General features: G+C 64.3%; 16 protein-coding genes. 7 read left to right on the top strand and 9 right to left on the bottom strand.

Going from position 1 to position 17,946, the window contains the following annotated elements; all coding sequences use genetic code 11:
- Nucleotides 1–106 precede the first annotated feature (106 nt).
- On the bottom strand, nucleotides 107–1,009 hold the full coding sequence (locus LJ656_RS31185; protein ID WP_230513345.1) for an AraC family transcriptional regulator: 903 nt from the start codon (nucleotides 1,007–1,009) through the stop codon (nucleotides 107–109).
- A gap of 188 nt (nucleotides 1,010–1,197) precedes the next feature.
- On the opposite strand from LJ656_RS31185, the gene LJ656_RS31180 reads away from it, so the two are divergent.
- From LJ656_RS31180 to LJ656_RS31170, 3 genes are all read left to right on the top strand, one after another.
- On the top strand, nucleotides 1,198–1,965 hold the full coding sequence (locus LJ656_RS31180) for an SDR family NAD(P)-dependent oxidoreductase (protein WP_230513317.1): 768 nt from the start codon (nucleotides 1,198–1,200) through the stop codon (nucleotides 1,963–1,965).
- A 115-nt stretch (nucleotides 1,966–2,080) separates the two neighbouring features.
- On the top strand, nucleotides 2,081–3,253 hold the full coding sequence (locus LJ656_RS31175; protein WP_230513316.1) for an SGNH/GDSL hydrolase family protein: 1,173 nt from the start codon (nucleotides 2,081–2,083) through the stop codon (nucleotides 3,251–3,253).
- Nucleotides 3,254–3,553: 300 nt separating this feature from the next.
- Nucleotides 3,554–4,114: a DUF2242 domain-containing protein gene (locus LJ656_RS31170; protein WP_425606049.1), complete on the top strand. Its 561-nt coding sequence runs from the start codon at nucleotides 3,554–3,556 to the stop codon at nucleotides 4,112–4,114.
- A gap of 30 nt (nucleotides 4,115–4,144) precedes the next feature.
- Here LJ656_RS31170 and LJ656_RS31165 read toward each other — a convergent pair whose 3' ends face one another.
- Entirely contained in the window at nucleotides 4,145–5,584 is a 1,440-nt protein-coding gene (locus tag LJ656_RS31165) for a glycosyltransferase (RefSeq protein ID WP_230513315.1), read from the bottom strand.
- A 345-nt stretch (nucleotides 5,585–5,929) separates the two neighbouring features.
- On the opposite strand from LJ656_RS31165, the gene LJ656_RS31160 reads away from it, so the two are divergent.
- Nucleotides 5,930–6,355 (top strand): VOC family protein, encoded by a 426-nt coding sequence (locus tag LJ656_RS31160; RefSeq protein WP_230513314.1) that lies wholly within the window; start codon nucleotides 5,930–5,932, stop codon nucleotides 6,353–6,355.
- 39 nt (nucleotides 6,356–6,394) lie between these two features.
- Here LJ656_RS31160 and LJ656_RS31155 read toward each other — a convergent pair whose 3' ends face one another.
- The 3 genes from LJ656_RS31155 to LJ656_RS31145 all read right to left on the bottom strand — a co-directional run bounded on the left by LJ656_RS31155 (nucleotide 6,395) and on the right by LJ656_RS31145 (nucleotide 8,926).
- Entirely contained in the window at nucleotides 6,395–8,062 is a 1,668-nt protein-coding gene (locus LJ656_RS31155) for a hybrid sensor histidine kinase/response regulator (protein ID WP_230513313.1), read from the bottom strand.
- Nucleotides 8,063–8,195: 133 nt separating this feature from the next.
- Nucleotides 8,196–8,435, bottom strand: a complete 240-nt coding sequence (locus LJ656_RS31150; RefSeq protein ID WP_230513312.1) for a hypothetical protein — start codon at nucleotides 8,433–8,435, stop codon at nucleotides 8,196–8,198.
- Nucleotides 8,436–8,482: 47 nt separating this feature from the next.
- Nucleotides 8,483–8,926, bottom strand: coding sequence for an NUDIX hydrolase (locus LJ656_RS31145; protein ID WP_230513311.1), 444 nt, complete (start codon nucleotides 8,924–8,926; stop codon nucleotides 8,483–8,485).
- Between the two features lie 394 nt (nucleotides 8,927–9,320).
- Here LJ656_RS31145 and LJ656_RS31140 point away from each other — a divergent pair, with 394 nt between their 5' ends.
- Nucleotides 9,321–12,152, top strand: a complete 2,832-nt coding sequence (locus tag LJ656_RS31140; protein ID WP_230513310.1) for an ATP-dependent Clp protease ATP-binding subunit — start codon at nucleotides 9,321–9,323, stop codon at nucleotides 12,150–12,152.
- 48 nt (nucleotides 12,153–12,200) lie between these two features.
- Here LJ656_RS31140 and LJ656_RS31135 read toward each other — a convergent pair whose 3' ends face one another.
- The 4 genes from LJ656_RS31135 to LJ656_RS31120 form a co-directional block, all read right to left on the bottom strand.
- Nucleotides 12,201–12,830: a 2OG-Fe(II) oxygenase gene (locus LJ656_RS31135; protein ID WP_230513309.1), complete on the bottom strand. Its 630-nt coding sequence runs from the start codon at nucleotides 12,828–12,830 to the stop codon at nucleotides 12,201–12,203.
- A gap of 57 nt (nucleotides 12,831–12,887) precedes the next feature.
- On the bottom strand, nucleotides 12,888–13,238 hold the full coding sequence (locus LJ656_RS31130) for a hypothetical protein (RefSeq protein ID WP_230513308.1): 351 nt from the start codon (nucleotides 13,236–13,238) through the stop codon (nucleotides 12,888–12,890).
- 257 nt (nucleotides 13,239–13,495) lie between these two features.
- Nucleotides 13,496–14,557 (bottom strand): 3-hydroxybutyryl-CoA dehydrogenase, encoded by a 1,062-nt coding sequence (locus LJ656_RS31125; protein ID WP_230513307.1) that lies wholly within the window; start codon nucleotides 14,555–14,557, stop codon nucleotides 13,496–13,498.
- Nucleotides 14,554–15,654 (bottom strand): NAD/NADP-dependent octopine/nopaline dehydrogenase family protein, encoded by a 1,101-nt coding sequence (locus LJ656_RS31120; protein ID WP_230513306.1) that lies wholly within the window; start codon nucleotides 15,652–15,654, stop codon nucleotides 14,554–14,556. The genes LJ656_RS31125 and LJ656_RS31120 overlap by 4 nt, the downstream gene beginning before the upstream one ends.
- Before the next feature lie 240 nt (nucleotides 15,655–15,894).
- On the opposite strand from LJ656_RS31120, the gene LJ656_RS31115 reads away from it, so the two are divergent.
- Together LJ656_RS31115 and LJ656_RS31110 are read left to right on the top strand one after the other, a co-directional pair.
- Complete coding sequence (locus tag LJ656_RS31115; RefSeq protein WP_230513305.1) at nucleotides 15,895–16,893, top strand: AraC-like ligand-binding domain-containing protein; 999 nt, start codon at nucleotides 15,895–15,897, stop codon at nucleotides 16,891–16,893.
- Nucleotides 16,890–17,915 (top strand): LysR family transcriptional regulator, encoded by a 1,026-nt coding sequence (locus LJ656_RS31110; protein ID WP_230513304.1) that lies wholly within the window; start codon nucleotides 16,890–16,892, stop codon nucleotides 17,913–17,915. The genes LJ656_RS31115 and LJ656_RS31110 overlap by 4 nt, the downstream gene beginning before the upstream one ends.
- The last annotated feature ends 31 nt before the right edge of the window (nucleotides 17,916–17,946 follow it).

Here is a 17,946-nt window from a genome sequence, read left to right as displayed (position 1 = left end):
ACAATGGTCAACACCCGCGAAAAATCTGGCGCCGTACATGCGTTCGCGGCCCGAATCATCGCCTGGGCCGGCGGCATCGGGCAAATGATCCAATGCGCTCAGGCGTTCACATTGGTTCGGACCATGCAAACGCGGCCTTCATCTGCGCGACTTCTTGCGTGGGCGCGCGGCCGAACAAACGCTTGAATTCCCGGCTGAATTGCGACGGACTTTCATAGCCGACTCGTGCCGAAGCGGCGGACGCCGTCAACCCGGTGCGGATCATCAGCAGACGGGCCAGGCGCAACCGCGTCGACTTCAGATATTGAATCGGCGTGGTATGGGTCACGGCCTTGAAATGGCGGTGAAACGTCGGGGCACTCATCCCGCATTCGCCGCACAACGTATCGACATCGATAGGCCGATCGTAATCGGCATGGATGCGCCGCAACGCTCGCGCGATCTGCGAGAAGTGTCCGGTGGTGGCGAGCGACGCGCGCATCGCGTCGCCTTGCTCGCCGGTCAACACGAGGAAGCAGATCTCGCGTACCACCAGCGGCGCGACGATCTTCGCTTCCAGCGGCGAGGCGAGCGCCTCGACCAGACGCAGCAGGGCGCCCGCAAGCCGCTGGTTGATCGGAGTGGAATAGATGCCGCGCGGCGCCGCTGGTAGTGGGGTGCCCGTGGCATCGACAGCAAGCATCAGGTCGGTGGTGATGCCCGGATCGAGACGGAGTGTGACCGCGAGCAGTGGTTCGTCTGGTGTCGCTTCAGTCTCGGTGGAAAACGGCAACGGCACCGAAAGCACCAGATAGTGGTTCGCATCGTAGAGAAAAACATCGTCGCCGAGAAAGCCGCGTTTGCGTCCCTGGCAAACGAGGACGATGCTCGGTTCGTATAGAACCAGCGTGCGACCAAGAGAGCGATTCGAGCGCATGAAGCTGACTCCGGGCAGCAGCGAGGCCGTGTATCCCTCGTTCGGCGCGAGCCGCTTGATCAGTCCGATGATTCGCTTTTGCCGCGCGAGCATGCGTGTTCCTGGGATGGCATTACCGGTGGTAGCCACTATAGACGAAGCGCAGAGTCGCTTCTTTCTGCTGATACTTTTAGGCAAGCATGCGAGAACCGTAGCTATGGTTCCGCGGGTCCGGCACACGTACATTTCTTTCTGCCATTTCGAACTGGGCGTCAGTTCGACCGACAATCAGCTATGAGGAAATGAACATGTACGGTATCGAAGAAGAAGTCGCCGGCAAGGTTGCGATCGTCACCGGCGCGGCAAGCGGGATTGGGCGCGCGATCACGGAGCTGCTCGTAGCGCGCGGCGCGCGAGTCGTCGCCGAGGACATCGATCCCGCGGTCGAGGCGCTCGCCAGTGCCAACATCGTGCCGCTCGTTGCGGATATTTCCGCCGATGGCAGTGCCGAGCGAGCCGTCTCACTCGCTATCGAGCGATTCGGGCAAGTGGATCTCCTCGTGAACAACGCGGGCATCATCATCAACAAGCTCGTGGTGGACATGTCGCGCGCCGATTGGCAGCGAATCATCGACGTCAACCTGACCGGTGCTTTCCTGCACTCGCGTGAAGCGATGAAGGCAATGATCCCCCGCCGCTCAGGCGCTATCGTCAATGTAGCGTCATACGCGTCGTACTTTGCGTTCCCCACGATCGCGGCCTATACCGCGTCCAAAGGCGCGCTTGCGCAACTGACGCGAACGCTTGCGCTGGAGGCCATCGAGTACGGCATCCGGGTCAACGCGGTGGGCTCCGGCGACGTACTCACGAATATCCTCAACACCGTGGCCGCCGATGGCGACGGCGTCGCCGCGCTTGCCGCTCACGGGCAGAGCGCACCGATCGGGCGCGCAGCCGATCCGAAGGAAATAGCGGAAATCGTGCTGTTTCTTGCGTCCGCGCGAGCCAGCTTCATGGTTGGATCGGTCGTGATGGCGGACGGCGGAATGAGTGTGAAGGTCGGCTCCTAGCAATCCAATAGTCCCATAGTGCCGGGATGAACGAATGACTCCCGGCACCATCGACTGCTATGCTCACGCGCTCTTGATACGCTATCGATCACACAATGCACGACCGGAGCGCCTTGTGATTACCACGCTTATTAGCCACGACCTGTTGCGCGGCGCTCTCGAACTCGAGCGGACCGAGCGCGGGATCATCCCGCATCGCCTGCCTGCCCGGGCGCGTGCTCAGTGCGCGGATGCTCAATTGGCGATGGCCGAGTCGCAACCTTCTGGCGTGCGCCTTGTGTTTCGCACCCAGGCGACGGATATCGAACTCGATGTCTTGCCCACGCGTTACGTCTATGCGGGTATCCCGCCGCGGCCGGCCGGTGTGTACGACCTGCTGATCGACGGCCGTCTCGTTTGCCAGAGTCGCGCAGGCAGCGGCGACATAGTGACGATCGACATGGCGACCGGCACGTCGTCGAAACAAGCGGGGCCGTTCGATACGCTCCGGTTCGCCGGTTTGCCCGGCCACGACAAGAGAGTTGAGATCTGGCTGCCGTACAACGAAACCGCGGAACTCGTCGCGCTGCGCTCGAACGCCCGCGTCGAACCGGTGGTGAACGACGGTCGAAAGATCTGGTTGCATCACGGCAGTTCCATCAGCCACGGCTCCAATGGAGACAGCCCCACGTCGATCTGGCCCGCGCTCGCCGCTTCCCTCGGTGAGGTGGAGCTAATCAATCTTGGCTTTGGCGGAAGCGCGTTACTCGACCCGTTCACCGCACGAACGATGCGCGACACGGCCGCCGATATGATCAGCCTGAAAATCGGCATCAACCTCGTCAACACTGATCTGATGCGGCTGCGCGCATTCACGCCGGCAATGCACGGTTTCCTCGACACCATCCGCGACGGCCATCCGACCACACCGCTACTGGTCGTCTCACCAATCTATTGCCCGATTCACGAACATACACCCGGCCCAGGGGCGTTCGATATGGATGCACTGGCGACCGGCAAGATTTCGTTTCGGGCAACCGGCGATCCAGCTGAGTGCAAGGCTGGGAAATTGACGCTGACCGTCATTCGGAAGGAGTTGCAGCGCATTGTGCAGCAGAGGGCGACGAACGACCCGCACCTGCGTTATCTCGACGGGCGCGAGCTTTACGGTCAACAGGATTTCGACGAACTACCGCTTCCCGATCAACTGCACCCGGACGGACGCGCGCACCGTCGAATCGGCGAACGGTTCGCCAGTCTCGCGTTCGGCAGCGAAGGCCTGTTTTCCACGGTGCGCCGAATGCGTTGACGCAGACAACCCGCGTCGAAGCTTCCTGTAGGGAAACCAAACTATAATGACGCCGCCTATTCACTTTCGGATCGGTGCATGATGTGTCCCTCTCATGCAGTGCAAGAGCCTTGGGTGTCCTGATCGTTTTAGTGCCGGACCCCGCTTCGCTCGCGCCGATCCACACTCTCAGCCATGCACACTCAGTCCCGCGTTTTTTCAGCGGCTGTCGTTCTTGCGCTCGCGAGCGCACTGTCCGCGTGCTCGACGCCGAAGCCGCTTTATCAGCAAGAACAGTTCGACTCAGCCGATAGCCCCTATGTGCACAAGTTCGACGCGAAGGCGGACGTCGCTTGTGAAGCCGCCCGCCGCGCATTGCTCAGCCAGGGCTATATCGCCAACTCGCCGAGGTCCGATGCGGTCGACGGCTCTAAAAATTTCCAGCCGAACGCCGATTCGCACGCGGTGATCGAAGTCCACGTCGTCTGTACCGCAGACGACCCCAGCAGCAATCACAGCACCGCCTACGTGAATGCGGTGCAGGATCGTTATGCTCTGAAGAAAAGCAACACGTCGGCGAGCGTCGGTTTGAGCGTGTTCGGCTCGTTGTCGCTGCCGATCGGGTCGAGCGACGACTCGATGGTGAAGGTCGCGAGCGAGACGATTCCGGCCGGTGTGTTCTATCAGCGTTATTTCGCGCTGGTCGACCATTATCTGAAGGTGCGGACGCTTCGCACGGACACCGTGGCGGCGACCGCCGGCGCGACCGAGGCGCGGGCGGCGCAGGAGCCTCAGCCGCTGCCGTCGATCAACGACGCGATTCCGCCGATCGGCGCATCGCAGCCGACTGGCGATCAAGGCAGCGCGCCAGCCACGAAATGAGCGACCACCGGGCTGCCGTCCGGCCCTCAGCTATGTCGCAACATCGTTAGCGCCAGACTCACACTCGCACGCCGAGCCGCGCCGCCGCTCCGCCCCCGTCGCATCGCCCCGCTGCGCCGGCACGCGCTGCCTGAAATGCCCGTCGATGTCCATCGTCTCGACGAGACGCTGCAGATAGCGCTCCGGCAGGTATTCGCCGACCGAATACGTTCTGCCGTGGTCCGCCAGATGTGCGGCCAGCCGGTCCAGCGCGAGCTTCAAACTGTCGGGCCGCGACAGGAATTTGATCTTGTTGCCGACTTCGTCGCCGGTCGTCGCCATGCTGCCGCTGTCGTGAACCAGTGCCGGCATGCCGAGCATCGCCGCCTCGATGATGACGAGCGGCGCGTTCTCGGCGCCCAGCGAAGGGACGACCACCGCGTCGGCGAAGCGCCGCATCTGCGCAAACAGTTCCTGCTGCGGCAAGCGGCCGAAAAAGATCAGCTTGCGCTGCCCAATCAACGATCCGAAACGTTGCTCCAACGCCGCGCGCTCCGGACCGTCGCCGAATACACCGATCACGCCGATACGATGAAAATCGATCTGTTGCGCGAGTTCGACGAATTCCCCGAGCCCCTTTTCCTGCGAAATTCGGCCGACGAAAGCGATATTCAGACTCGACGTGCCATTGGTCACCAATGGCTGCAGCGCTTGCGGCACTGAAGACGGATTACGCACCACTTTCGTATTCATTACCCCAACCCGGTGCAGTGCTTTCTCCATGAATTCGCTGGGGCACAGAATGGTTTCGAAGACACGCGTCGGATTGAATGCGCCGCGTACCGCATGCCAATACAGCTTGGTCATCAGATCGTGCACCATCCCTTTCGGCGTGGGCCGGCGCGTGAGCGCAGCGCGTGTGCCCAATGCCTCCAACGGAAAGATCACCGCGCGCCGCTTGTCGAAATACTGCAGCGCGGGGTTGTAGTACACCAGATGGTAGTCGTGGCTCGTGTGATAGACGCGATAACCGAGTTCGCGCTTGAGCCGCGCGATCACGTTCAGAATCGAGTTGGACAGAGCATTGTGGTAGTTGTGCACCATCAGCCGATGAGGCCTGAAAGCAAGGATCGTTTCTTCCAGCGCCCGGGCGGCGCGAACATTCCACGACCTCGCCCACATTGTGGTGCCGACGGGGAAATGGCTGTCGTCGAAGCATCTGACGTCGACTTCCGGCAGCGTGCCGAGAAGCTCGGCCGATTGCTGATAGACAACCTCCGCGCCGCCCATCTTTGCATAATCGTTTATTACCAGTACTCTGCAACGCTCCATGTCGAACCCTGATTGATAGCGCGTTAGCCCGAATTGTCGGGCAATAGCTTTAAGCCGGCCAATGTTGTCGAATAGTAGAGAGCCAATTTCGGTACTTATGTATGCCGGCGCACCAAGCAGGCGATTTACACGGTTTTTTATAATTGCAAAAGTGTCCAAAAAAATCGCAATCGAAAGGTATCTTATCGCTGGTAAGAATTGGTAATTTTCGGTGAGGTTTCTTTTAACAATTTTGATTAAGGAAAATTTAATCGCCGATATATTGGGAGGTAACCGGTAAAAGCGTTTTTGCAGTGATTACGGTTTGCTGACGCGTGCTTGCCGTGCGGACCTTTTGTTTTTTCGACCGGCAATTTAGTATGGTGGCAGTTGCGCTGACGGTTTCGGCTTGCCGCTCGCACCGTGTTGACCGGGCGACGCGAGTTCCGCCTCGCCGCTCCCCCAAAATTACGTCCGCCTGGATCGATCCACGGCAAAGACGTCACAACCTGGCCTTGTACAACCATGAGTCTTTCTCCGTTTCACCTCGCCATCCCGGTGTACGACCTTGCCGCCGCGCGTAATTTTTACGGCCACGTTTTCGGTCTCGCGGAAGGCCGTTCCAGCGCGCAGTGGGTGGACTTCGATTTCTACGGACATCAACTGGTCATTCACGAGCAGCCGAAAACGCCGGCGCAGGAAAAGCTCGGCAGCAATCCGGTGGACGGCCACGACGTGCCGGTGCCGCATTTCGGCATCGTGCTGAAGTGGGACGAGTGGGAAGCGCTCGCGGAGCGCCTGAAGTCGTTCGGCACCGAGTTCGTGATCGATCCGTATATCCGCTTCAAGGGCGAGGTCGGCGAACAGGCGACGATGTTCCTGCTCGATCCGTGCGGCAATGCGCTGGAATTCAAGGCTTTCAAGGATATGAGCCAGTTGTTCGCGAAGTAATTCGCGCGTTCGGCGCGGGCGCTTACGCGTGCTTGCCGCTCAGCGCGCGTCCGCGGCTTGCGCCAGAATCCCTCGCAACAACTCCAGCGACAACGGCTTGGTCAGATGATGATCGAAGCCGGCGGCCAGCGCCCGGGCCTTATCCGCCGGCGCTCCATAGCCTGTCAACGCGACCAGCGTCACCGCATCGAGGTCCGGATTCGCGCGGATCGCGCGCGCCACTTCGAAGCCGTCCATATCCGGCATGCCGACATCGATGATCGCGATCTCGGGCCGGGTCCGCGCGATCAGCGCAAGCGCGCCGCGCCCGCTATCGCTGATCGTCACCGCATGGCCGTCGAGTTCGAGCAGCACGGTCAGCACGTTCAGCGCATCGGTATTGTCATCGACCAGGAGCAGACGGGCCGGCCGCGGCGGCGCCGGAGCAGCGGCCGCTTCGGCGGGCGCTTCGGCTTGCCCGGCACGCAGGATCGGCAGCCGCAATGAAAACCGGCTGCCTTTGCCGGCCCCTTCGCTATGCACGCCGATCGAGCCGCCGTGCAGTTCCACCAGCCGCTTCGCCACCGCCAGCCCGATCCCGAGACCGCCTTCCGAGCGCCGGGCATCGCCGGCCGATTGCGCGAACAGATCGAAGATTTTCGGTTGAATCAGCGGATCGATGCCGATGCCGTTGTCCTTCACGTCGATCGCGACGATGCCGGCATCGTCGCCCGCGAGCGGCGCGACCGCCAGTTCGATCACGCCGCCGGCCGGCGTGTATTTCGCCGCGTTCGACAGCAGATTGCCGAGGATCTGACTGAGTCTGACGGGGTCCGCGTGGACGGCGAGCGGCGCGTCCAACCCGGTCCGGATCAGCGTATGGCCGCGCGCCGCGAGGTCGTGGCTCACCAGAGCGAGCGCATCGTCGACGATCTCGTTCAACCAGCCGTCGCGCGGCTTGAGGACCAGCTTTCCATGCTTGAGTCGCGCGGCATCGAGCAGTTCGTCGAGCAGCGTGCGCAAATAGCCGCATTGCCGTTCGGCGATGGTCAGGACCTTGTCGATCCTGGCGTCGCTGGACGGCATGCGCCTGGCGACGGCGAGCGCCCCGTCGATCGACGCCATCGGATTTCTCAACTCGTGTGCGAGCATCGCGATAAATTCGTCATGCCGACGATCGCTCTCCGCGCCGGCGTCGCGCACGTTGACCATCGTGACGGCCGCGCCGGCGACCGCCGCGAGATTCGACAGCAGCCGCAAGTCTTCCTGGTCGAAGCGTTGTTCCGCGCGGTGCGCCATCACCCAGACCGCGCCGAGATGACCGCTGTCCGATGGAATCGGCACGACGATTCCCTCGGGAATGTCGATCTCCAACGCGCGCAAACAGGCGAACTGCTGCTGCGGCGCGACGAACAGGCGCGGCAGGCCGGCGTCGAGCGTGATACCGCATGGACATTCGTTCCAGGCCGTGGTGCGGCCCTGCAGCCCCGCGCATTGGCCGGCCACCGACAGCCAGCGGAAACAGCGGCCGCCCGCCGTTTCTTCGACGAGGCTGATGCCGGCGCTGCCGGCATTGCACAGCTCTAACGCTTCGCTCGCAATCGCGTTCAGCAGGTCCGCGCGCGAACCCATCTGCGCGCGCGCGAGACGGACCAGCGCGAGGTTCTCGCGCGCGAAATCGGGCGTCCTCGGCAAGCGTTTCGCGAGTTCGTCAGCGTCGATCGACATGGTGGAAAATCAGGCAGAGAGTGGGGGCACGGCCACCGGTAACGCCCTCCAGTGAGTCTGGCCCTGGCGAGTATAGTGGACTTCGGGGCGGTTTCCGTGACGGCCAAAATATACTGCGCATACGGCCAGCCTATTAGAGCCGGCGCCGCTGGCCCATCATCCGGGTCAGATTCGCGACGATCAGCTCGCGATGATCCAGCATCGCCTCGCGGGTTTCCTGAAGTACCAGCAGCAGGTCCAGCGCGATCGAAATGTCGTGGCCGTCGCGGCGCATTTCTTCCGTCAGATGCTCCTGCCGCAAAATCCGCTCGTCGGCATGCCGCAGGTCTTCCTCTGCTTTCGCGAGTGCTTTCAGCTCCAGTTCAATGTCCATGATGACTCCGGTTGATCTGCCTTCTCCCGTCGGTCAAAGCGCTCCGCTCAGTTGCCGCTCGCCGCGGATTCGTCGTGCGCGTTCGTATGGAGTCCCGAGCGACGCTGCAGCGCGTCAGCGCCGGCGGTGCTCGCGGCGACGAACAGCAGAGCCACGATCTCCCGCGTCGGCACGCTGGTGACGAGCGTGCCCACCTTCGCGGGCCGAAACCACCGGCACCTGAGAATCTCGTTGCTCGGCGCCGCTTGCGCGTGGTCTGGCAGGATCGCGTGGAACACGTGATGGCGTTTGTTCAGTCCGCCGAACTGAAACAGATAGCGCAGATCGTGCGCGATGAGGGTGGCTTCTTCGCTCAGCTCGCGTTTGCCGGCGTCGGCCGGCGATTCGTCGCGCCGGATCGTGCCGCCCGGCAACGACCATCTCGAGCGCGCTCGTTGGACCAGCAGAACCTTGCCGCGCTGCCAGCACACGATGGTGGCTCGCTGCCTCATGCTTGTCGGTTTCCTCTCTTGAATATAGGCTTCCAAACGGCCGTCGAACAGCCGCACCGGGTCGGGCGGCTGCTTCGCGCATCGTTCAGCATAGCTTGAGCAAGGTGCAGGCCCGGCCTTTCAGTATGACGCCGCAGTGACGCCCCGTTGACGAAGCGGGCCGCGCGCGCGGGCGGCCCGCCCGGCGTGGGCGCGGGGGCTGCCGCAACGCCGGCGGGCCACCCGAGGAATAGTCGTTGCTGTTTGTCGTAAATCGTCGTAGAAAAGCCTGTCGAAAACCTGCTGTTCGCAACTGACCCGTAAGCGATCCGCGAGCGATAGACCGACGCGGATCGCTCGCACCAGACGACGGCGAGCCCGCGCCCGCCGCGACTCCGACATAGGGATAACTCAAATGCCACAACTGCTTTGCGATATCTGCGGCGTGCGACCCGCCACCGTTCGCCTTGCGTTGCTTCAGAACGGCCAGCGCAGAATCGTCGATGTATGCGATTTTCATTATGGACAACTGACCCGGCATCAACGCTCGCTGTCGCCGCTCGAAGCGCTGTTCCGGGCCGGCGCGCTCGACGGCGGCGAGCACGGCAAGCCCGGTGACGCGGACGCCGCCTTTCCGGACAGTGCGCCGCGCCAGCAGGTGGAGGGCGTCGAAGGCGCGGCGATCGAGCAGTACTTCAGCGACCTGACCCGCGAGTTATTGCAGCGCTCGGTGGAGCGCGCCGCGCAGTTCGGGCGGCGCGAGGTCGACACCGAGCATCTGCTGTACGAGCTGGCCGATCACGCGGTGGTGATTTCGATCCTCAAGAGCCTGGGCATCTCGGCCGACGACGTGCGCGCGTTCATCGACGCGAACGCGCAGCGCCGCGAGCCGCTCGACGCCGCGCACAGCGGCCCGATGGGCGTGTCGCCGCGGCTCAAGAGCGCGCTCGATCGCGCGTTGGCCGCGTCGCGCCAGCTCGGCCACAGCTATGTGGGCCCCGAGCACCTGCTGATCGGCCTCGCGCAGGTGCCCGACAGCTTCGCCGGCGATCTGCTCGCGCGCCTCGGCGCAACGCCGCAAACGCTGCTGCAACAGACGCACCGGGCGGTGGGCGCGGGCAGCGAGCCGCGCAAGGCGAGCGAGCCGTCGCGCACCCCGCACCTCGACAAATTCAGCCGCGACCTGACCGCGCTCGCGCGCGACGGCCGGCTCGATCCGGTGATCGGCCGCTCCGGCGAGATCGAGACCGTCGTCGAAGTGCTGGCGCGGCGGCGCAAGAACAATCCGGTGTTGATCGGCGAGCCGGGCGTCGGCAAGACGGCGGTCGTCGAGGGCCTCGCGCAGCGGATGATCAGCGGCGACGTGCCCGAATCGCTGCGCAACAAGCGGCTGGTCGAACTGAACGTGAACTCGATCGTTGCCGGCGCCAAGTATCGCGGCGAGTTCGAGGAGCGCGTGAAGCAGGTACTCGACGAAATCACCGCGCAGCGCGACACGCTCGTGCTGTTCGTCGACGAAGTCCACACGATCGTCGGCGCGGGCCAGGGCGGCGGCGAGGGCGGTCTCGACATCGCCAACTCGTTCAAGCCGGCGATGGCGCGCGGCGAGCTGAACCTGATCGGCGCGACCACGCTCGCCGAATATCAGAAGCACATCGAAAAGGACTCCGCGCTCGAACGGCGCTTTCAGCCGGTGCTGATTCCGGAGCCGAGCGTGGTGCAGACCATCAACATCCTGCGCGGCTTGCGCGACCGGCTCGAAGCGCATCACAAGGTGACGATCCAGGACGACGCGATCGTCGCCGCAGCCGAGCTGTCGGACCGCTATATCAGCGGGCGTTTCCTGCCGGACAAGGCGATCGATCTGGTCGACCAGGCGGCCGCGCGCGTGAACCTGTCGGCGACCTCGCGCCCGGCGGCCATTCTGGAGTACGAAGCGGAACTGGCGCAGTTGCGGCGCGAGCAGGACTATGCGGCGTCGCGCAAACAGTACGACCGCGCGCATACGCTAGGCGACGAAATGAAGGACAAAGAGCGCCAGCTGAGCGACGCGACCGACGCGTGGAAAAAACGCGTCGGCTCCGATACCTCGGAGGTGACGATCAAGCAGATCGCCGAGATCGTCGCGAAACTCACCGGCATTCCGGTCGCGCAACTGACCGCCGAGGAACGCGAGCGGCTGCTGAACATGGAAGCGCGCCTGCATCAGCGGGTGATCGGCCAGGACGAGGCGGTCACCGCGGTCAGCGATGCGGTGCGGCGCTCGCGCACCGGCTTGCAGGGCAAGCAGCGGCCGACCGCGGTGTTTCTGTTTCTGGGGCCGACCGGGGTCGGCAAGACGGAGCTTGCGAAGGCGCTGGCCGAAGTCGTGTTCGGCGACGAAAACGCGATGCTGCGCGTCGACATGAGCGAATACATGGAACGTCACGCGGTCGCGCGGCTGATCGGGTCGCCGCCGGGCTATATCGGCCATGACGAAGGCGGCCAACTGACCGAGCGGGTGCGCCGCCGTCCCTACAGCGTGATCCTGCTCGACGAGATCGAGAAGGCTCACCCGGACGTCTACAACGTGCTGCTGCAGGTGTTCGACGACGGCCGCCTGACCGACGGCAAGGGCCGCGTGGTCGATTTCAGCAACACGCTGATCATCGCGACCAGCAACCTCGCCGCCGATTTGATCAGCGGTCAGAGCCGGGTCGGTCCGGGCTTTCTGAATAGCGGCGCGGTGTCGGTATCGAGCGGCGTGATGGCGACGCTGCGCCAGCATTTCCGCCCGGAGTTTCTGAACCGGATCGACGACATCATCGTGTTCAAATCGCTCGATCGCGAGGAGACGCGCCGGATCGTGCTGCTGCAACTCGAACAGGTGCGGCGTATCGCGCATAGCCAGGACATCGAGATTACGTTCGACGCGTCGATCGTCGACTATCTCGCGACCGAAGGGTATCGGCCCGAGTACGGCGCGCGCGAGTTGCGCCGGCAGATCCGCCAGCTGATCGAAAACGAGTTGGCCAAGGAGATTCTGGCGGGGCGGGTCAGCGAAGGGAGCAAGGTGCTGTGCCGCTACGATGCGAACGCCGCACGGGTGGTGTTCGAGCCGTCCGGCAGCGGTGGCAGTAGTGGTGGAGAAAGCGGTGGAGAAAGCGGCGCCGCAACCAGCGCCGCAACGAGCGCCGAACCTGGCGGCAAAGCGAGTGGCGAAATCGCTGCGCCGCCGGCCGGTATCAACCCGCCGGCGGCGCAGTGAGGTCGCGAGCCGCGTGACGTGACCGGCGGCTGACGCGCGTCGAACGCGTCAGTTCGCCGGCACTTTCTCGGTCTTGAACATCAGCGTCACGCGCAACTCGGGGCAGGTGCGCGACACACCGCGGGCCACATGCGGAATGTCGCCTTTGAAGAACAGCAAGCGGTTCGGCTTCGGATAAATCGACGCGACGATATCCTTTTGCGCCCGATCCAGCAGGACGGTTTCGCCGGCCCAATTCGGATTCCACACGGGCTGCGGGTAGTAGATGCAGGTATAGCTGTTGGGCGAATCCGAGTCGGTGTGAATCGTTCCCTCGGTGCCGAACGGCATCCCGTTCGCATAGCAGCGCACCAGCGTATGGCCGGCCAGCAACGTGCTTTGCAGAAGCGTCCAGAAGCGGTGGATCGGTTCGGCCTCGCGCTTCAGCTCTTCAGCGCAATCCGGCGGCGGCCATTTGCCCGACGAGTAGCTATACGAAGCGGATTTTCTATAGCCGGCGAAATGCTTATGCCAGAACGAATAGATATCTTTTTTCGATTGGGACTTCCAGCCGAAGTCCCAACCGGGCGCATCGAGGAATGAATAAATAGCGTGTTGATCCACGATGTCGAGTACTTCGTCGTAGCACTCGAAGAAAGGCATCTGCGGGTCAACGCGTTCAACACTTTTGGCAGACAAGGCGGGACTCCGTAAAGAGGGCGGTGGTGGGGGGGGGGCTGGCGTGTGCGACGATGCTTAGTCGTCGCCGCCGTCATCGCCACCGTCGTCGCCGTGGCCCTTGGCGCGCGATTTCCCGTGAGCTGTGGCAGGGGCTTTGGCGGGCGCCTTGGCGTGGCCGCCACCGTCGCCGTCGCCGTCGCCATCATGGCCGTCGTCGCCATCGTGACCGTCGTCGTCGCCATGACGCGTCGCGGCCGCCATCGTGAAGCTGTTCATGCCGGGCACGCGTTGCTCGGCACTCGCCGGGCCGGCCGCCGGCGATACTGGCGGGCGGACAGTCTCGCTCGCCACGGCGTTCGCAATGCCGAGTTTTCCCAATATGCCGACTGTCGTCACCATCGTCGCAATATGACGTCGCTTGATCATCTCGAATGCCTCCGTTCAGTGAATTGGCAGCATTGGAATTTATCAAGCAAGTCAGGCGGCGCAATAGAACAAGTATTAAAGTCTGTTCGCCTAAATAAAGATATAAAGTGCCGGTCGCTTTTTGACGCGCATCGCGCATCGCGCGTCGGTCGCGCTAATTTTGCGACGCGCATCAGCGTGTCGAAGCGGCCGCTGTCAGCACGTCGTCGATAAACGCGCCGACGCGTCGATGCAAAATCCGCCGGCGCGTTGCACGCTCAGCGGCTGCGCGATGCGTTCGTGGCCGCGGCCGGGCAGCAGCGGGGTGTTGCGTCGCGGTGAGTCAGGGCCGACTGATAGCGCGGCGCGAGTTCGAGATGATCGAGCAAACCGCCGAATTCGCCGAGCCGGCGTTTCACGTAAGCCGGCACGTCGACCCCCGCGTAATCGTAGAAGCCCTCACCGGTACGGATCCCATCGCGGCCCTGCTCCATGTTTTGCGAGACGATCGCCGCGGGTTCGAAGCGCGGCCCGATCTCGCCGGCCAAGTAGCGCGACGCGTAATAGAGAATGTCGCAACCGCCCCAATCGATGAATTCGAGCAGTCCTAGCACCGAGAAGCGCAAGCCGAAGCCGGTGCGCACCGCGGTGTCGATATCCTCGACGCTGGCCACGCCTTCTTCCACCATCCGCGCTGCTTCGTTCATCACCAGCGCTTGCAGACGCGGCACGATATAGCCGGCCGCCGGCGCGCACTCGACGGGCGCCTTGCCCGCGCGCCGCAACAGCTCCTTGAGTCGCGCCACCACGGCGGGATCGGTGATCTCGCTACGGCTGATCTCGACCAGCGGCATCAGATGCGCGGGATTGAGCCAGTGCGCGTTGATGAAGCGCTGCGGCTGCGTGACGAGTTCGTGCAGATCGGTGACGAGGAACGTCGACGTGGTCGACGCGATCGTCGCCGTGCTACCGACTCGTTCGCACAGCCATGCGAAAGCGTCGCGCTTCGCGTCCATCACTTCGGGCACCGCCTCGAACACGACCTCGCAGTCGGCCAGCCCCGCTTCGGCGCGTCTACGATCGACCACCTCGACACGCGCGAGCGTGTCGGCGGCCTGCGCCGCATCGAGCCGCCCGAACTCGACCAGCGAGCGCAACTGCCGCTCGATCTCGCCGAGGGCGCCCTTCGCGAATGCCGCGCGCGCGGCGTCGTCGCGCTGCTTGAAATCGATCAGCGTGACCCGCAAGCCGGCGAACGCAAACGCGAGCGCGATCCCCTGGCCCATGCGGCCGGCGCCGAGCACATGCACATGGTTGGGCTGAGCGGCGCGCGTCGTCATGCGAGCCCCCGCTTCAGCAGCTCGCGCATCGCATCGCGCGACAACGACGCGAGCCCGAGGTTTTCGAGCGTGCGCCCCTCGCGATACAGATCGCGTTGCGCCACCGCGCTCGCGATACTCAGGAGTCCTTGCGCGACCGGCGTCGGCACGCCGGCCCAGCGACCGGTCGAGACGATCAGCGACAGCCCGAGCCGGGTGTCCTCCAGCATGTAGCGATGCGCTTTCAGGTCGATCTTCTCGCGCCAGTCGCCGCTGTCGGTCAGCTTGCCGTGCGCGCCCCGGCCGTACATCCATTCGTCGCCGTCGCTCGCGTAGTGGTCGGCGAGCGGAAAATGCGGCGCCGCGTAGCCGAGCGCTTCGCGCACCGCGATACGTTCGGCGTCGAGCGCATTGGTCACGCGGCGGATCGATGGCTGGGTGCCTTCGTTGTGAATGTCCCACGCTTCGAAATGTTCGAGCGGTCCCGCGTTCATCATGATCAGCGGCGGATGAATCACCGGGCCGGCATTCATCAGCGCGCCGCTCAGTGCATCCTCGATCGGCTCGACGCTCGGGTAGCCGTCCTTGAGCACCGGAAACGCCCAGTCGGCCGCCGCCGGCAATACTCCGGTCGGCAGGCGGGTCGCGTAGGCGCTGATCACCACCTGGTTTTCACCGTGACGGCGTACCAGATACGGCAGCGTGCCGGTTTCCGCGAACGCGACGTTCGCCCGATTGCCCGCGTCGGCCAGCGCCTTCGCGAACACATAGCTGCCGAACGTGCCGGGCGGCAGATACACGACCTGGCCATCGGCGAGCAGCGGCGCGAGCTGCTGCGCGAGCGCTTCGTGCGTGGTGGACGGCAGCGGGATCACGATCAGGCGCGCGTCGCGCACCGCGCTGCCGAGCTCGTCGGCGAGATGAATCGCGCCGCCGGCGTCGCCGACCGGCACGCGCCGCGTGCCGCGCCAATCTTTCACGTTCAGCTCGCCGAGTTCGCGCAGCCGCGCAGCCGCGTCCGTATCGCGCCGCCACCACGTGACGTCGTGGCCCTTTTCCAGCATGTCGATGGCCGCCGCGAAACAGCCGTGCCCGCCGCCCAGTACGCTTACCTTCATCGTTCGCCTCCTTATCCAGTGGTAGCGCCGAGATTAAGCGGGCGGCGCGGCGGCCGCACTTCAACACGCGCAAACGTTGTTCAACAGCGGCAACGCAATCGCGCCGGCCGCAATCGGCGCGATCTATAGGCGCCGTCCGGGCGAGCCGCGCTATACGGGTCAATCCGTTCTTGCGCTGAGATTTTGGTCAACCGATGATATGCGTGAGGCATTTCGCCGTCTTCTTGTGGCCATTGAACGATGGAAATTTCGATTCCGCGCAAACACAGCAACCGGCTCGGCGCGACCCGCGCGCGCGAGGACGTCCAACGCGAAGTCGCGAAACTGCTTTGCGAGCACCGGATGGAAGTGGCGGGCCACGAACCGCTGCATGCCGAGCTGTATGGGGTGCCGCTGCATCGCGCGAGTCTGCTCGAGCTGTGCTACGGCCGCGCGACCCGGATCGATGCCGGCGAACTCGACGATCACTTCCTGTTTCGCAGCACGCTCGCCGGCCATTGCGAACTGCAATCGGGCAGTCAGCGCGTGTCGCTGTCGGCCGGCAGCCTGAGCGTGTCGTCGCCGTCGCGCGCAAGCCGCATCAGCACGGACACCGACTGCCGCAGCCTGCTGCTGCGGGTCGATCGCGCCGCGCTCGAACTGCGTCTTGCCGACATGCTGCAAAGCTCGCTGCGCCAGCCGCTGGTGTTCGATCTCGAAGTTGGCCGCGCGCATAGCGGCGCCGCCGCGTTTCATTCGACGCTGCGCTATCTGTGCAACCTGTGCGAGCAGATCGACGCGAGCGCGCGCGACAGTCTGCTCGGCCCCGAACTCACGCAATGGCTCGTCACGCTGTTGCTGCTGCAGTTGCCGCATTCGTACAGCGACGCGCTCGCGCGCGGCGCGAAGCCGCCGCTGCCGACGCACGTCAAACGCGCGCGCGACTATATCGACGCGCATCTGGGCGAGCCGCTGTCGGTCGCGACGCTCGCGCAGGCGGCGGGCGTATCGCCGCGCACGCTGCAAAACGGCTTCAGCCAGTTTCTCGACGTGTCGCCGGCCGAGTACATCCGCGAGCGGCGGATCGAAGCCGTGCACCGGGTGTTGCAGCAGAACCCGCAGCGCAGCGTCACCGACGTGCTGCTCGAACACGGCGTGCACAGCTTCGGCCACTTCGCGAAAGCGTATGCGCGCCGTTACGGCCAGCCGCCTTCGGCGACCGCGAAGCGCGGCGCGTCGTCGTTGCGAGCGTCGTCATGAGCCACGCAGGCGATTCGCTGCCGCGCCCGGGCGACGAACCCGAGGGCGCGTTGCGCGTACAGGACCTCGACCTGAACCTGCTGAAGACCTTCAACGCGGTGTACGCGGAGAAGCACGTGGGACGCGCGGCGCTGCGTCTGGGCATCACGCAGCCGTCGGTCAGTCATGCGCTCGGCCGGCTGCGGCTGCTGTTTCGCGACGCGCTGTTCGTGCGCACCGGCGGCGGGGTCGAACCGACGCCGCGCGCGCAGCGGCTGGCGGCGTCGATCGAGCGCTCGCTGTCGATTTTGCAGGCGGTGCTCGACGAAGGCGCGCAGTTCCTGCCGGCCAGCTCGCGGCGCACGTTCCGCCTGTATATGAGCGATTTCGCGGAGAGCGCGTTTTTACCGACACTGCTGCGCGAACTCGACGAGCGCGCGCCCGGCGTCGTGATCGAAACGCTGCAGATCGACGACAGCCAGTTCAACGGCGCGATCGAGTCGGGCCGCATCGACTTCGCGCTCGGCAATTTTCCGCAGGCGTTCAGTCACTTCCATAGCTGCGAACTGCTGCGCGAGCGCTATGTGCTGATGATGCCGCGCCGCGTCGCCGAGCGTTACGCGCTGACCGACCGCTTCGTGCTCGACGCGACGGTGCCGCCGACGTTGCAGTTCATCTCGGTCAGTTCGCATCCGCAGGCGAGCGCGCTGCTCGACGAGCACGGGCTGACATCGCGGGTGCGGGTCGCGGTGCCGAACTTCATGGTGGTGCCGGCGATTCTGTATCGCTGCGATTACGCATTGATCCTGCCGCGCACGGTCGCGCGCGCGTTCGCGCCGCTCGGCGAGATGGCCGCGTTCGAGATTGCCAATGCATCGACGTGGCCGGTCAGCGCGTACTGGCATCGGCGCTTCGACGCGGACCCGGGCCACCGCTGGCTGCGCGCGCTGCTGATGGAACTGTTCAGAATCGGCGCGCGCGAGCCGTACGAAAGCTGGCTCGCGATTCCTCCTAATTTGCGGCCGCCGGCGTCCGGCGCGTGAAGCTCTGAACGCCCCGACACGCGCCGCGCGG

It is taken from the genome of Paraburkholderia sejongensis (genome assembly GCF_020880815.1).
In the GTDB taxonomy this organism is placed as follows: Bacteria; Pseudomonadota; Gammaproteobacteria; order Burkholderiales; family Burkholderiaceae; genus Paraburkholderia; species Paraburkholderia sejongensis.
The sequence above is the reverse complement of the archived record's forward strand: the minus strand, read 5'-3'. Positions and strand labels throughout refer to the sequence as shown.